Origin of the sequence: Serratia sp. CY37869 (genome assembly GCF_052168895.1) — a bacterium.
Lineage (GTDB): Bacteria > Pseudomonadota > Gammaproteobacteria > Enterobacterales > Enterobacteriaceae > Serratia > Serratia ureilytica.
In genome coordinates this window covers 512,470-527,631 of sequence record NZ_JBJNLU010000001.1, presented here as the reverse complement: position 1 = coordinate 527,631, position 15,162 = coordinate 512,470, and the positions used below count along the sequence as shown (strand labels likewise).

Sequence of the window (15,162 nt, the reverse complement as noted above, 5' to 3'; positions counted from 1 at the left end):
TTAACCAGGGTTAACGAGAAAGGTCTGCAGCTCGGCGACGAAATCCTGCGGATTGGCCAGATGCGCGTTGTGGCCGGCCTGCGGCACGATGCGCAACGGCAACCCGGCGTCGCGCGCCAGCCGTTGAAATTTGGGGTCGTTCTCACCGCACAGCACTCGCAGCGGCACGGTCAGTTGGCGCAGCTGCGGCGCCAGATAAGGCTGCCGCCCGAGCGAGGTGGCTTCGAGCATGTCGGCAATCGCCGGGCCGCTGTTGACCGAACGCGCGGCGATCAGCGCCTGGCGGTGCACATGGCTAAGCTCTTTGAACACCGGTTGCTGATACCAGTCCGCCAGGACTTCGGCAATCGGCTCACTGCGAAAACGCGCCGCCCATCGCGCATCCTGCTCGCAACGATCGCGGCGCTGTTGTTCGTCCTCAAGCCCCGGGTTGCCGCCCTCGACGATCACGCCTTGCAGGCCGTCATGGCGGCCGTGGCAAGCGTGATACATGGCGATGCGCCCGCCGAGCGAGTAGCCCACCAACCAATAACGTTCAATATTGCGCAGTTGCAGGGTCGCGGCGATTTGCGCGCTGATGTCGTCGAAGCCGCGGCAGCTCACCGCCACGGAATCGCCGTGGCCGGGCAGATCGATGGCCAGCGACGGCCATTCCGGGCAACGCGCGGCGATCACCCGCCATTCATTGTTGTTGCCCAGCAGGCCGTGCAGCCATACCAGCCACGGACGCCCCGCTTCGCCCTGTTGCAAAATTCGCGTCGCCAGCATCATTGCACCGCCATCTGTTGTACCAGGAATTGCAGACTCTCGGCCCCTGCGCTCGGCGACACCTGCAGTTCTATCAGCGTGGCGCCGCCGCGCCGCCAGCCTTGCTCAACCGCCTGTTGCAGTTGGCGCCAGTTTTCCGGCCGCGCGTAGTCAAGCTGGAACATCGCCGCCGCGTGGCTGAACTCGACGTTCTGCGGCATGCAGTAAAAGCGTTGGCGCTCCTCGTCCGGCGTCGGCAACAGCGAGAAAATTTGGCCGCCGTTGTTATTGACGACGATCAGCACCGTCGGCGCCGAACAGTGGCGCAACAACGCCAGCGCATTGAGGTCATACAACGCGGAAAGGTCGCCCACCATCGCCAACGTCGGCATGGCGGTGGCGCGCTGTACGCCGGCGGCGGTGGAAATCAGACCGTCGATGCCGCTGGCGCCGCGGTTGCTGAATACCGGGTAAGCGACAGGCAGCGTGGTTAACGCGTCGATCAGTCGCACCACCAGGCTGTTGCCGAGAAACAGCTGGCCGTTCTCCGGCAGCAGTTCCGGCAGGCGGTGCGCCAGCTGCGCTTCGCCAAAGTTATCGTGCAGATGCGTGGACGCCGCCGTCAGCGCCTTATCCGCCAAGACCGCCAGCCCGGCGGCCCACGGCGCGCGCGGTTGCGCCGGATGCTGCGCCAACCACTGCGCCACCCCGGCACGCAGACGCCGCCCCCGGTGCTGGGCCGGATCGAGCCGCCCCGGCAGCTCGTCGATGACCCAATACTCTTCCGGCCGACACTGCGCCTGCCACTGCAGCAAGCGTTTACCGGTCAGACTGCCGCCGAACTGCACCACCAGCTGCGCGTCTTGCAACACGCGCTGCGCCTGCGGATGAGCGAGCCATAAATCGGCGCAGGGCAGCGGTTGCCCGGTCTGCGACAGCACATCGCCGATCAGCGGCCAGCCCAGCGTCTCGGCCCAGTCGGCCACCTGTGCGCCCTCTTCCGCGCTCATGCGGCCAGCCAGCACCACGCCGCGTTTTTGCCGCCAGAAGAACCAGTCCGGCTGCGGCACTGGCGCCGCACGCGTCTCGCTTTCCTGCAGCCAAGGCCGATCGCTCTGCCACCAGTCGCCCAGCGCGGCGGACCAATCGGCATACTGACGTTCATCGCCGCCGTACAGCGGTTCGGCGAACGGGCAGTTAATATGCAACGCGCCGTGCTGCAGGCGCGCCATCGCGCTGTCGACGCTGGAGGCCAGCCACGCGGCCGGAATATCCGGCGTAGGACGCGGCAGATCGATCGCCAACGTCGGGTGGCTGCTGTAGAGGCCGTTTTGACGGATCGCCTGATTGGCGCCGCAGTCGATCAGTTCCGGCGGCCGATCGGCGGTGAGAAACACCAGCCGCTCACCGGTCAGGCCGGCCTCGATTAAAGCCGGGTAAAGGTTCGCCGCCGCGGTACCGGACGTGACAATCACCGCTACCGGCTCACGCGCCGCCTTCGCCAGCCCAAGCGCCAAATGGCCAAGCCCGCGTTCATCAAAGTGGGTATGACAGATAAAAGATCGGTTGGCCGCAGCGGCCAGCGTCAACGGCGTGGAGCGCGATCCCGGAGCGATACAAACATGCCGCACCCCATGGCGGGCCAGCGCCTCGAGCAGCACAGCCGCCCACCGGCGATTAAAAACACTTGTCGACATAGTTCGCTCACAAGTCAGTTAGCAGAGATCGTCCCCGGCGCAGCCGACGGACGCCGCGCCTGTAGTTACGCTCTGTATTATATGAGGTGTTATTTTCACGGCTTTTGCGCCAGCGCAAAAACGCCGTATATCCCTGGGTGTTTACACCAGATAATTATTTGATTTAGAACAAAAAACAAACAATAAATACACAAACACTTTACACCTGCGGCGACATGGCCTCAATTCGTCCGCACAAAAAACAGGGGAATAGCGCCCCGCCTGCGGCGGCTAGCGGAAAGTATAGGCGGGATATGGAAGAACTATCGGAGAAACAGCGGGATGAAGCACACAGTCTGCAGAAAAGAACGAGGCGGCTTGCGCCGCCCCTGGGGCGTGATTTATTTGCGGGCCAGCAGCAGCCCCAGCACCAGCCCGACGGTGGCGCCGATGCCCACGCTGTGCCAGGGTTTATCCCGCACATAGTCGTCGGTGCGGTGCACCGCTTCTTTGGCGCGGGCATAGTAGGATTCGCCGGTGTTCACCCAGCGCGCCTTGACCTCACTCAGCGCCTGCTCGGCGTGCGACTTGATGTCGATGTAGGCCTGATCCGCGCGATCGCCGCTGTATTGCAACACTTCTTCCAGCGTTTCGGTCAGCATTCTCAGATCGTCATCCAGCGTAGTTTGCTCAGCATCCGTATGTCTTGCCATCGTGAGATCTCCGTGGTTGAAAAATTAAGCGTTCCTACACTATAGACAACGATCGTCACCTGCGGCCATCGGACTTTTACCCTAAAACACTAATTGCACCTTGGCGGCCTGGCGCTTGTCACCGGCAAACTCCAGCGCCTGCGCCAGTTGGTCCCCGGCGAACTCCGCCGACAGCAGCGGCAGCGGATCGACCACATCGCCGGCCAGCCAGGCCACCGCCAGCGCGAATTCCTCCACGAAGCGGAAGGAGCCGAGCAGATTCAACTCCTTGGCGATCAACAGCATCAGCGGGAAATCAGGGAAGCTGCCGCCCATCCCGACCTGCACGACGGTGCCCTTGGCGCGCGTGACTTCCAGGCAGCGCTGCAGCGACGTCGGATGCCCTGCTGCCTCGAAAGCAATGTCGAAATAGCCTTTGTGTTGCTGATATACGCTGAAATCGTCGTCTGCGGCATGCAGACAGCGGTCCGCCCCCATCTGGCCGGCGAGCGCCAGACAGCGCGGGCTGAGATCGGCGCAGACGATCTCGGCGGCGCCCAGCGCTTTCAGCGCCGCCACCAGCAAACAACCGATCGGGCCGACGCCGGACACGAAAACCGTTTTACCCTTCACCGCGCCGGGCTGTTTTGCCGCGTGGATCGCCACCGCCAGCGGTTCGGCGAATACCATCACCCTGTCGTCGCGATCGGCGGCGTAAGGAATGCACTGCGCGCTATCCACCACCTTGTATTGGGTGAAAGCGCCGTCGACGTGCGGGAAATACATCGCGCTGCCGAAAAAGCGCATCTCGACGCACTGATTGCTTTGCTGCGCCAGACAATATTTGCACTGCCCGCAGGGTTTGCTGGGATTGAGCGCCACCTTCTGCCCGATCGCCAGCTGCGGTGAATCGCTGGCGACCACCTCGCCGATCGCCTCGTGGCCCAGCACCATCGGCTGGCGTACCTGAAAATTGCCGACCTTCCCTTCCTGAAAGTAATGCAGATCCGAGCCGCAGATGCCGCCGCGGCGGATTTTCACCAGCGTGCCCTGTCCCTGATAATTCACTTCTTGCGCGATCACCGCCACGTCTCGTTTGCCGTTGACCATGCAGGACTGGGTTTGAATTTTCATCTCAACACTCCACGAAAGAGGGATTACACCGCGGCGGACATGCCGCCATCGACAAACAGCAGCTGCCCGTTGACGAAGCTGGAAGCGTCGGCGGCCAGGAACACCGCCGCGCCGATCAGCTCCTGCGGATCCCCCCAACGCGCGGCGGGCGTGCGCTGGGTCAGCCAGGCGGTAAAGGCCGGGTCGTCGGCCAACGCCTGCGTCATCTCGGTTTTGAAATAGCCGGGGGCAATGCCGTTGACCTGAATGTTGTAACGCGCCAACTCCACGCACATGCCGCGCGTCAGCATTTTCACCGCCCCTTTGGACGCCGCGTAAGGGGTGATGGTGTCCCGCCCCAGCTCGCTTTGCATCGAGCCGATATTGACTATCTTGCCGCGCCGGCGCGGCACCATGTAACGGGCCACGGTCTGCGACACGATGAAGACCGCCTTCTGGTTGACGGCGATGATGTCGTCCCAGTCTTGCTCCGGGAACTCGGTGAAGGGATGACGGCGCTGGATGCCGGCGTTGTTGATCAACACGTCTATCGCGCCGATGTCCGTTTCGATACGGCCGATGGCGGCATGCACCGCCTGAGAGTCGGTGACGTCGAACGCCGCCGCGTCGGCGCGCAGCCCCTCTTCGCGCAGGCGATCGGCGGCGTGCCGGGCATGTTCTTCGGTGGTGGCGTTGACCAGAATATGCGCGCCTTGCTGCGCCAGGCCACGCGCCAGCAGAAAACCGATGCCGCGCGAGGCGCCGGTGATCAAGACGGTTTTGTTATCCAGAGAAAACAGGTTGTTCATGGTGATTCCCGGCCTTCAGGCCTCCAATCGGACAGGCCTCTATCTCAGCCGATTGTTACCGGTAAAAACGTGATGAAAATCACTGAAAATAATGTTACGAAACCCTGTTACCCTTAACGTGAACTCACGCAGACAGCGAGAGAACAAAGCCAATCTATCCAATTGAAAAATAGCCACTTTCAATAAAATCGCATGCGTTGTTATCACCAAATCGATTTGTTAACATACCGCTATCCACCCTTGCCGCGCCGCCCGTTAAGGCTACCGAATGAAACACCCCCGCGTAACGCTACAGGACATCGCGCAATTGGCCGGCGTGACCAAAATGACCGTCAGCCGTTTTCTGCGCACGCCGGACAAAGTGGCGGCCGACACCGCTGAACGCATTGCGCAGGTCATGCGGGAGCTGAACATCACTGACGCCGATACCGCACAGGCCGGCAGAAAACCGCGCATCGGCGTGTTGATCCCCTCTTTCAATAACCAGATTTTCGCCGATCTGCTGGCCGGCATCGAATCCGTCACCCAGGCGCGGGGTTATCAAACGCTGGTGGTGAACTACGATTACAGCCCGCAGCGGGAAGAAGAGCAGATTGCACAGCTGCTGGCTTATCCAATCGCCGGGCTAATCCTCACCGATTCGGCGCACACCTTGCGCGCTGAGACCTATCTCGCCGCCGCGAAAATTCCCATCGCGCAGGTGATGGATCTCGACGCGCCGCCGGGGCGGATCGCGGTGGGATTTGACAATGAACAGGCGGGGTATGACATGACCGCCGCGCTGCTGGCCAGCGGCAAACGCCATATCGTTTACTTTGGCGCCATGTCCGACGCCCGCGACATTAAACGTTACCAGGGTTACTGCCGCGCCATGGCGGCTCAGGGGCAAACGCCGCGCCAGATCACGCCGCATCGGGTCTCATCGGTTTCGATCGGCGCCGACATGCTGGCGATGGCGCGCGAACGCTACCCGCAGTTGGACGGTATCCTGTGCACCAACGACGATTTGGCGGTAGGCGTGTTGCAGGCCTGCCTGCGTCTCGGCGTGCGCGTGCCGCAGGAGGTTGCGCTATCGGGATTTCACGGTCTGGATATCGGCCAGGCGACCACGCCGGGCATCGCCAGCGTGATCACGCCGCGCTTTGAGATGGGTAAGGCCGCCAGTGAACTGTTGCTGCAGCGGATCGCGGGCGAGCCCTGCGCCGAGCGTCTCGACCTGCACTACCGCCTCTCACTCGGCGGCACCGTTTGAGCCGGCATGCCGGCTGACCGGCTGTGCGGCGCGGGCTTTTTCGCTGCGCGCCGCCCACCACAGCCCGCTGTTTTTCATCGCATAGCCGAATAGCAGGCCCACCAGCAAAGAGAGCGTCACCAGCGGCCAGTCGCCGCCGCCGGCGAAGGTCGCACAGGCGCCGATAAAGGTGCCGGGCACGAACCCCAGCCATTGCTGTTTGGCCTGTATGCACATCAAGAACGCCACGGCGCCGGTCAGCAGATACCCCAGCAAATTCCATTGCGGCGCCAGTTCGCTGCCGTGGATGATGACCATTGCCCAGAAAACGCCGCTGCAGCAGGTCAACGCGCCGATCAACAGCCCTTTCAGGCCGCCCTGCGGGCAGGCGAAATAGGCCGTGCAGCCGAGAAAACCGGCCCAACCGATCAGGCCCAGACTGACGGCAACCCATCCCCAAACGCCGGACAGGATCCCGGTGGTGACGGCAATGGCGAAAAGAACGTTCATAAAGTGACCTGCAGCAAAAAGAAAGCGCGCAGTTTACCCGAAATCAGGCCAATTTATGCGATACAAATCACATCATAAATGTAATTAAAGAATCATTAATTATAAAAAATAGATATTCATCACAAAATAATTAGCAAGGGAACCCCACCCGGGACGTTTTCCATGCCAGCAACAGGCACACTGCGCTGCTGCTCAAGAACAGCAAATGGGTCGCCTGCTGCAGATCGACGCGATCGACCACCACGCCCAGCAAGATAGGCACCCAGTTGGCGATATAAGCGATAACGTAAAACAGAGAAAGCAAACGCGCATGGCTGGTCGGAGGCGAAATCAAGTTCACCAGGGTCGCGCTGCCGACGAAAATGGCGCCGTATGCATAGCCGGCCACCACCAGCCCCATCGCTGCCAGCCCCAGAGAATGCCACTGGATCGCCATGGCGAACACCACTGCCGCCAGCACCTGCGCCAGGCAACCGAACAACAGCGAATGACGGGCGTTAACGCGGCGGCTCAGGATCTGGCTGATGCCGGCGATCAGCAGATACACCGCAATCGCATAGCCAAAGACGCCACGCTGGTGCATGCCTAACAGCGTTTCCGCCACGCCGGGGCCGATTGCCAAAATACTGGCGGCCAGCGCCCAACAGACAAACAGCGCGCCGGCGCACACAAAGAATTTACCGCCGGTAGCGCGCAGGCCATCGAGCAGCGTGCTTTTTTCCTGTTCGGCCGGCGCAGCGCGGGCCGGCGACGCAACCTGGCCACGCGGCCACAGCAGCATGACGCCCAACGCCGCCATGGCGGCAATGGCCATGATGAAAACGAACGGCAGCGTCGTGGGATGAAAACCGGTCTGCAAAGCGATGCCGCTGAAGATCGGCCCCAGCGCTAATCCGGTGGTGAATGACAGCGTTGCGATTAACGCCGCGCTTTTACCGCCGTCGCGCGGCCCAAACCGCACCAACGCGATGTTCGCCGCGCCGGTCAGCGCCCCGGTGCCTACCCCGGCCAGCAGCCGCGCCATCAGCATCATGGCAAAGGTATCAGCCAGCACGAACAGCAGCGCGCCGCTCAACACCACCAGCAACGCCGGCACGATCATGCTGCGTAAATCCTTTACTTTGCCGGCCAGATTGCCGACGCCGAACAAAGAGATCAGCACGCCGGCGGCATAGGCGCCGTAGATGACGGTCAGACTGACCGAGCTTAGCGCAAGCTGCTGCTGATACAGCGGATAAAGCGGCGTCGGCGCGCTGCTGTTCAGCAATGCCGACATCAAAGCCAGCGCCAGGAACAGTAAAATGGCCGTGCGCGACGCCTGTGCGTTTGCTGGCGCCCCGTCCTGGATGGCGGTATTTTCTGACATGCTTCAACTCCCAAAGTCGGCAGGCGGCGGCCTGCCATCGTCATCTTTCCTCACCCGGTCTGCCGGGAACGGCGCTTATCATAGCGTTACGACGACGGGCGAAGTATCGTCAAGAATGAATCACCCTGATGCATTCTTGCATCACCGGAGAAATAACCGCCGATGTGCGTGCCGTTGACCGTCTTTCTCTCCCTCCAGGCGGAACAACGCTTTATGATAGATACCGGTATCGTTCGCCCGGCCCGCACTGCTCCCCTGGCGCCGACAAATCTGCAGAGAGGAAATGGCATGATGAATTGGGATGACGCGCGCTTCTTTCTGGCCGTCGCGCGCTGCGGCACGTTACGTAAAGCCGCCAACCAGCTGCAGGTTGATCAAGCGACCGTCGGCCGACGTCTCACCGCCCTGGAAAACTCGCTGGGTTCGAAATTGTTTATCCGCACGCCAAAATCCTTCTCCCTCAGCCCGCTGGGCGAATCCATGCTGGCGGACATGATGAAGATGGAAAATGCCGTGCAGGCGATCGCTCGCAAAGCCGCCGGCGGCGACGAAAGCCTGTGCGGCAACGTGCGCATCGCCACCACCGATACCCTGGCCGAAGCCTTCGTGATACCGGCGCTGCAAGATCTGCGGCAACGCTATCCGGCCATCACCGTCACGCTGTTGACGGCGCTGAACATCACCGATATCGCTTACCACAGCGCGGATCTGGCGATCCGCGGCGCCCGCCCCGATAACGATGAGCTGATCATCAAACGCTTAGCCACTATCGAAATGGGTCTGTACGCCAGCCCGCACTATCTGACGCGGCGCGGCATGCCGGTCAAAGGCGAGCAGCTGCGCGGCCACGATCTGCTGATGTTCCCGCGCGAACTGGTGCCGCGCCACTGGAGCAATTTTGGCGGCGAGACCCTGTACGAGCCCAACGCCGTGCTGCAATGCAATTCGCAGCTGTTGTTACGTTCGGCCACCCGCAGCGGGCTGGGCATCGGGCTGCTCTTGTCGTGCCTGGCCGACCACGACCCGGAACTGGTGCGCCTCTTTCCCGAGAGCAAAGACTGGGTGGATATCTGGCTGGTGCTGCACCCCGATTTGCAACGCGCCGCTCGCGTGCGCGCGGTGGTGCAGGCGCTGGAAACGTCGTTTAGCGCCCATTACGACTGAGTGCCGTTTCTCCATAAAAAAAGGCCGCCGAAGCGACCTTTTTACCGTCAGAAGCGTTATCAGAACGTCGGCTGAGCCATCTGCACCAGCGAAATCAGCGGCTGAGGATAAACCCCCAACAGCAGCACCAGCGCGGCTGAGATCAGCACCACGACGCCACCGGCAGTCAACGCCCAGTTGTTCGGGGTGTCGCGCTGCAGCGATTCCGGCGCGCTGAGGAACAGACTGACGGTCACGCGCAGGTAGTAGTACAGGCCGATGGCGCTGCCTACCACGACTGCGCCGGTCAGCCACCACAGGTGCGCGCTGACGCCCATCGCGATCACGAAGAACTTACCGATAAAGCCCAGCGTCATCGGGATACCGGCCAGCGACAGCATCATCACCGTCATTACCGCGGACAAGATTGGCTTGTGCCAGAACAGACCACGGTAAGAGAACAGCGAATCCGCATCCGGGCCACGGTATGGGCTGGACATCAGGCTGACCACGCCGAAGGCGCCCAGGCTGCTGAACAGGTAACCGGCCAGATAAACGCCGGCGGTTTCCAGCGACAGCTGATGAGTTTGCACCGCAATCAGCGCCACCAGCAGGTAGCCCAGATGAGCGATCGACGAGTAGCCCAGCAGACGCTTGATGTTGGTCTGGCTGATGGCCATCAGGTTACCGAACAAGATGGAGCAGAACGCGATGATCGACAATACCATGCGCAGCGCTTCGTTGTCGGCGGCCGGGGCATACAGGAACAGACGCATCACGACCGCAAAGATCGCGATCTTGCTGGCGGTCGCCAGGAAGGTCGAGACCGGCGCAGGCGCGCCCTGATAAACGTCCGGCGTCCACAGTTGGAACGGCACCAGTGACAGCTTGAAGCCCAGACCGACGATCATCATGCCCATGCCGGCCAGGATCAGCGGCTGGTGCATCATGTTTTCCTGCAGGCTCTTGCCGAGGCCGGCCAGCGACAGATCGCCGGATTCGGCGTACAGCAGCGCCATGCCGAACAGCAGGAACGACGACGCGGCGGCGGACAGCAGCATGTACTTGATGGCGGCTTCCAGCGGGCGCTTCTGGCGGTAGGCGTAGCCCACCAGGCCGAACAGCGGCAGCGAGATCAGCTCGATACCGATGAACAGCGAAGCCAGATGGTTGGCGCTCGCCAGCAGGATGCCGCCCATGGCGGCGATCAGCACCAGCAGGTAGAACTCTTCGCGGTTATCCGGATAGCCGACCAGCCACGGATACGCGAAGGTGCAGGTCGCCAGACTCGCCAGCAGCACCAGCCCGGTGTAGAACATCGAGTAGCCGTCAACCCGCAGCAGCGGGGTGACGTCCATTGGGCCTGCCTGGCCGACAAAGTACAGCGAAAGCAGCGCCAGGTTGAGACCGATCACGGTCAGGGTGGCGTTGATAAAGTGGTCGCGTCGCCACGCAATGCCTAGCATCACAACCACCACCGTCAATCCGACGATCAACAGCGGCAGCAGTGCGATCAGTTGTTGAGGAGTTATTGTCATGGCGAATTACGGCCTTGTTGTTGAAATTGCTGAAACTGACGAACCAAACCAGTGTTGCACGTTGCTCATCGCCGCGTTGGAAGTATCCAGAATCGGCTGCGGGTAAACCCCCAGCAGAACCAGCAACACCACCAGCAGCAGAATGATGAACAGTTCGCGCGCGGTCATGCCCTGCAGCGGCTGGTCGGATTTAGGCGCACCGTAGTAAGCGCGCTGCATCATGATCAGCGAGTAAACCGAAGCGAACACCAGACCGAAGGTGGAGATCACGGTGATCACCGGCACCACCTGGTAGCTGCCGAACAGAATCATGAATTCGCCGACGAAGTTACCGGTACCCGGCATCCCCAGCGTAGCCACGGCGAAGAACAGCGACAGCGCAGGGATGAACTTGATGCGCCCCCACAGGCCGCCCATCTGACGCATGTCGCGCGTATGCAGACGTTCATACAGCTGGCCGCAGATAATAAACATGCCGGCGGCGGACAGGCCGTGCGCGATCATCTGGATAACCGCGCCCTGGTAAGCCAGCTGGCTGCCGGTGTAGATGGCGATCAGCACGAAGCCCATGTGCGATACCGAGGTGTAAGCAATAAGGCGCTTGATGTCGGTCTGCGCGAACGCCATCCAGGCGCCGTAGAAGATGCCGATCACGCCCAGCCACATGGCGATTGGCGCGAACTCGTGCGAAGCCTCAGGGAACAGCGGCAGGCTGAAACGCAGCAGGCCGTAGGCCGCGGTTTTCAGCAAGATGCCCGCCAGGTCGACGGAACCTGCGGTTGGCGCCTGGCTGTGCGCATCCGGCAACCAGCCGTGCAGCGGCACCACCGGCATTTTCACCGCGAAGGCGATGAAGAAGCCCAGCATCAGCATATATTGCACGTTATGGGACATCGGCGTTTGCAGCAGGTCTTCGTAATCGAAGGTCCACACGCCGGTGGCGTTGTAGTGCACGAACACCAGGCCCAGGATCGCAATCAGCATCACCAGACCGCTGGCCTGGGTGTAGATGAAGAACTTGGTCGCCGCGGTGATGCGGGTTTTACCGTCCGACGCCTTGTGACCCCACAGCGCGATCAGGAAGTACATCGGCACCAACATCATTTCCCAGAAGAAGAAGAACAGGAACATGTCGATGGCGAGGAACACGCCGATAACGCCGCCCAGGATCCACAGCAGGTTGAGGTGGAAGAAGCCCTGATACTTCTGGATTTCACGCCAGGAACAGAGGATCGCCAGCACGCCCAGCAGACCGGTCAACACCACCATCAGCAGCGACAGACCGTCCAGCGCCAGGTGGATGGAGATGCCGAAGCGCGGGATCCACGGCAGCAGGAATTCGCTCTGCCACTGCGGAATGCCTTTCGGCGTGGTCAATGTATAGCCGCCCTGCATCCACAGCTGCAGAGAGAGCGCCAACGTCAGCCCCATTGCGATCAGCGCTATCCAGCGCGGCACCTTAGTACCGAAGCGCTCAAGCTGCCAGCACAGCAGACCGCCGATAAAGGGGATAAGAATTAGCCAAGGTAATAGCATGGCGTTTTGTGTCCCTTATACGAATAATTTCAAACTTTGTACGTAGCGCCTGCCCGGCGCTACGCCCGAAAAATGCGTCTGTTTAAATTATTCAATTAAACCAAAATCAACAGAGCCAATACGACCACTGCACCCACACCCATAGACGCTATATACCAACGCACCTGACCGTTCTCGCTCACCGTCAGACCGCGGTTCCCCCAGCGGGAGAAGACGGCCGGCAGGTTCATCAGCGAGTTCAGCGGATCGCGTTGCAGCAGCTTCGCAATGCCCAGGTACGGCTTGACGAACACTTTGTCATACAGCCAGTCGAAGCCCCAGGCATGGAACCACCAGGTCGAGAAGAAACGACCCGGCGCGCTGTTGGCGATGCTGTTGACCAGGCTGCGTTTGCCCAGCCACAGCGCGGCCGCCAGCAGAATGCCGACGATAGCCACCACGCCGGAGGTGATTTCAAGCCGCAGCACGCTGCCGTGCGCCAGCTCGGTGGTCTCCGGCAGCACGCCCTGCAACGGCGGCACGATCATCGCGCCGACGAAGGTGGACATCACCAGCAGAACCAGCAGTGGCAAGTGGTGAGTGATGCCTTTACCGGCATGCGCTTTGATTTTCTCTTCGCCATGGAACACGATGAAAATCATACGGAAGGTGTACAGCGAGGTCATGAACGCACCGACCAGGCCGGCAACCATCAGGTTGATGTGGCCGTTGGCCATCGCGCCCGCCAGGATCTCGTCCTTACTGAAGAAGCCGGCCGTGACCAGCGGCAACGCAGACAGCGCCGCGCCGCCCACCAGGAAGCAGACGTACACCAGCGGGATGCTCTTGCGCAGACCGCCCATCTTGAAGATGTTTTGCTCGTGGTGGCAAGCCAGGATCACCGAACCGGACGACAGGAACAGCAGCGCCTTGAAGAACGCGTGGGTCATCAGGTGGAAGATCGCCGCGTCCCATGCCTGCACGCCCAGCGCCAGGAACATGTAACCGATCTGGCTCATGGTGGAGTAAGCGAGCACGCGCTTGATGTCGGTCTGCACCAGCGCGGCGAAGCCGGCCAGCAGCAGAGTGACCGCACCGACGATGCCCACCAGGTGCAGCACTTCCGGCGCCATCAGGAACAGGCCGTGCGTGCGGGCGATCAGATAGACGCCCGCGGTCACCATGGTCGCCGCGTGGATCAGTGCGGAAACCGGGGTTGGGCCCGCCATCGCGTCCGCCAACCAGGTTTGCAACGGCAGCTGCGCCGATTTGCCGACCGCGCCGCCCAGCAGCATCAGGGTCGCCCAGGTGATGGCCGTGTCGCCCACCGCCAGTTTCTGCGGCGCCAGGATCATCAGCTCGCGGATGTTCAGCGTGCCCAGCTCGTTGTAGAGGATGAACAGCGCGAACGCCAGGAACACGTCGCCCACGCGGGTCACGATAAAGGCTTTCATCGCCGCCGCGCCGTTGGCCGGATCTTTGTAGTAGAAACCGATCAACAGGTAGCTGCACAGGCCCACGCCTTCCCAACCCAGGTACATCAACAGCAGGTTGTCCGCCAGCACCAATACCACCATGCTGGCGATAAACAGGTTGGTGTAAGCGAAGAAGCGCGAATAGCCCTCTTCACCGCGCATGTACCAGGAAGCGAACATGTGGATGAAGAAGCCGACGCCGGTGACCACCGACAGCATGGTCAGCGACAGGCCGTCCAGCACCAGGGTCACGCCGATATTGAAGTTGCCGACGGCCATCCAGGTCCACAGGCTTTGCTCGAACAGCTGCACGCCGGCGGCTTTCTGGGCGAAGAAATCCATCGCCACATAGACCGTGACCAGCGCAGCCAGGCCGATAGAACCCACGCCGACGGTGGCCGCCGTGTTTTCAGACCAACGACCGCGGGAAAATGCCAACAGCAGGAACCCGATCAGCGGTAGCAGAATTGTTAAATATAATAGGTTCATCCGCGCATCTCACTGACAGTATCAATATTCAGGGTATGACGACGACGGTAGAGCTGCAGCAGCAGCGCCAGGCCGATACTGGCCTCGGCTGCCGCCAGGCTGATCGCCAGGATGTACATCACCTGTCCGTCCGCCTGGCCCCAGTAGCTTCCCGCCACGATAAACGCCAACGCCGCAGCGTTGATCATCACTTCCAGGCTGATCAGCATAAACAGCAGGTTGCGGCGCACCAGCAGCCCGGTCAGCCCGAGCACAAACAGGATAGCCGCCAGGATCAGGCCATGTTGAAGAGGGATCATGCTTGCTCCTCCGATTTTCTTCTCGCCATTTCGCCACTCGCCGGCGCGTTGCTCAGCACCTCGCCAGGCTTGTGCTCGCGGCCGATATGGAAGGCGACAACCAGACCCGCCAACAGCAGCATTGAAGCCAGCTCAACCGCCAATACGTAAGGCCCGAACAGGCTGATGCCCACCGCCTTCGCGTCGACCATCTCACCGCTGATACCCTGATCGGATACGCTGCGAATCGCGACGATCAATACCACCAGCAGCGCCAGCGACAGCAGGCCAGGCCCGATCCACACCGTCGGCTTCATCCAGTCGCGCTCTTGCTGCTGCACGTTGCCGAGGTTCAGCATCATCACCACGAACACGAACAGCACCATGATGGCGCCCGCATAAACGATGATTTCCAACGCGGCGGCAAAGTAGGCGCCGAGAGAGAAGAAGACTGCCGAGATCGCCAATAACGAGACGATCAGATACAGCAGCGCATGCACAGGGTTGGTATGGGTGATCACGCGAATCGTCGCGGCCACCGCAATCAAACCTGCCAGATAAAATGCAATTTCCATGCTTG

14 protein-coding genes are annotated in these 15,162 nt (G+C 61.2%); 2 read left to right on the top strand and 12 right to left on the bottom strand.

All coding sequences use genetic code 11. The annotated features are described in order from the left end of the window. The 5 genes from menH to idnO all read right to left on the bottom strand — a co-directional run bounded on the left by menH (window position 1) and on the right by idnO (window position 5,037). A complete protein-coding gene (gene menH, locus ACJ8J1_RS02660) occupies window positions 1-771 on the bottom strand; it encodes a 2-succinyl-6-hydroxy-2,4-cyclohexadiene-1-carboxylate synthase (protein ID WP_033643848.1) in 771 nt (256 codons plus the stop codon). Continuing rightward, window positions 768-2,444 (bottom strand): 2-succinyl-5-enolpyruvyl-6-hydroxy-3-cyclohexene-1-carboxylic-acid synthase, encoded by a 1,677-nt coding sequence (gene menD, locus ACJ8J1_RS02655; RefSeq protein WP_033643849.1) that lies wholly within the window; start codon window positions 2,442-2,444, stop codon window positions 768-770. The genes menH and menD overlap by 4 nt, the downstream gene beginning before the upstream one ends. A 380-nt stretch (window positions 2,445-2,824) precedes the next feature. Then, window positions 2,825-3,136, bottom strand: coding sequence for a stress response protein ElaB (elaB, locus tag ACJ8J1_RS02650; protein ID WP_033643850.1), 312 nt, complete (start codon window positions 3,134-3,136; stop codon window positions 2,825-2,827). Between the two features lie 81 nt (window positions 3,137-3,217). Further along, window positions 3,218-4,249 (bottom strand): L-idonate 5-dehydrogenase, encoded by a 1,032-nt coding sequence (idnD, locus tag ACJ8J1_RS02645; RefSeq protein WP_033643851.1) that lies wholly within the window; start codon window positions 4,247-4,249, stop codon window positions 3,218-3,220. Between the two features lie 23 nt (window positions 4,250-4,272). Then, window positions 4,273-5,037, bottom strand: a complete 765-nt coding sequence (idnO, locus tag ACJ8J1_RS02640) for a gluconate 5-dehydrogenase (RefSeq protein WP_033643852.1) — start codon at window positions 5,035-5,037, stop codon at window positions 4,273-4,275. A 268-nt stretch (window positions 5,038-5,305) separates the two neighbouring features. Here idnO and ACJ8J1_RS02635 point away from each other — a divergent pair, with 268 nt between their 5' ends. Next, window positions 5,306-6,289: a LacI family DNA-binding transcriptional regulator gene (locus tag ACJ8J1_RS02635; protein ID WP_033643853.1), complete on the top strand. Its 984-nt coding sequence runs from the start codon at window positions 5,306-5,308 to the stop codon at window positions 6,287-6,289. On the opposite strand, the gene ACJ8J1_RS02630 is transcribed toward ACJ8J1_RS02635, so the two are convergent. Next, window positions 6,269-6,778, bottom strand: coding sequence for a DUF1097 domain-containing protein (locus ACJ8J1_RS02630; RefSeq protein ID WP_033643854.1), 510 nt, complete (start codon window positions 6,776-6,778; stop codon window positions 6,269-6,271). The two genes, ACJ8J1_RS02635 and ACJ8J1_RS02630, sit on opposite strands and share 21 nt — an antisense overlap. A 130-nt stretch (window positions 6,779-6,908) precedes the next feature. Next, a complete protein-coding gene (locus ACJ8J1_RS02625; protein ID WP_033643855.1) occupies window positions 6,909-8,144 on the bottom strand; it encodes an MFS transporter in 1,236 nt (411 codons plus the stop codon). A 288-nt stretch (window positions 8,145-8,432) separates the two neighbouring features. Between ACJ8J1_RS02625 and ACJ8J1_RS02620 the strand changes: the two genes are divergently transcribed. Continuing rightward, window positions 8,433-9,308, top strand: a complete 876-nt coding sequence (locus ACJ8J1_RS02620) for a LysR family transcriptional regulator (RefSeq protein ID WP_033643856.1) — start codon at window positions 8,433-8,435, stop codon at window positions 9,306-9,308. A gap of 59 nt (window positions 9,309-9,367) precedes the next feature. Here ACJ8J1_RS02620 and nuoN read toward each other — a convergent pair whose 3' ends face one another. The 5 genes from nuoN to nuoJ form a co-directional block, all read right to left on the bottom strand. Next, the gene (nuoN, locus tag ACJ8J1_RS02615) at window positions 9,368-10,825 is read right to left on the bottom strand and encodes an NADH-quinone oxidoreductase subunit NuoN (RefSeq protein WP_033635324.1); all 1,458 of its coding nucleotides are present in this window, start codon (window positions 10,823-10,825) and stop codon (window positions 9,368-9,370) included. 6 nt (window positions 10,826-10,831) lie between these two features. Then, window positions 10,832-12,361, bottom strand: a complete 1,530-nt coding sequence (nuoM, locus tag ACJ8J1_RS02610; protein WP_033643857.1) for an NADH-quinone oxidoreductase subunit M — start codon at window positions 12,359-12,361, stop codon at window positions 10,832-10,834. Between the two features lie 95 nt (window positions 12,362-12,456). Further along, window positions 12,457-14,304, bottom strand: a complete 1,848-nt coding sequence (gene nuoL, locus ACJ8J1_RS02605) for an NADH-quinone oxidoreductase subunit L (RefSeq protein WP_442520317.1) — start codon at window positions 14,302-14,304, stop codon at window positions 12,457-12,459. Continuing rightward, window positions 14,301-14,603, bottom strand: coding sequence for an NADH-quinone oxidoreductase subunit NuoK (nuoK, locus tag ACJ8J1_RS02600; RefSeq protein WP_004936014.1), 303 nt, complete (start codon window positions 14,601-14,603; stop codon window positions 14,301-14,303). The genes nuoL and nuoK overlap by 4 nt, the downstream gene beginning before the upstream one ends. After that, window positions 14,600-15,157: an NADH-quinone oxidoreductase subunit J gene (gene nuoJ / locus ACJ8J1_RS02595; RefSeq protein WP_019453717.1), complete on the bottom strand. Its 558-nt coding sequence runs from the start codon at window positions 15,155-15,157 to the stop codon at window positions 14,600-14,602. Before nuoJ ends, nuoK begins: the two co-directional genes overlap by 4 nt. Between the last annotated feature and the right edge of the window lie 5 nt (window positions 15,158-15,162).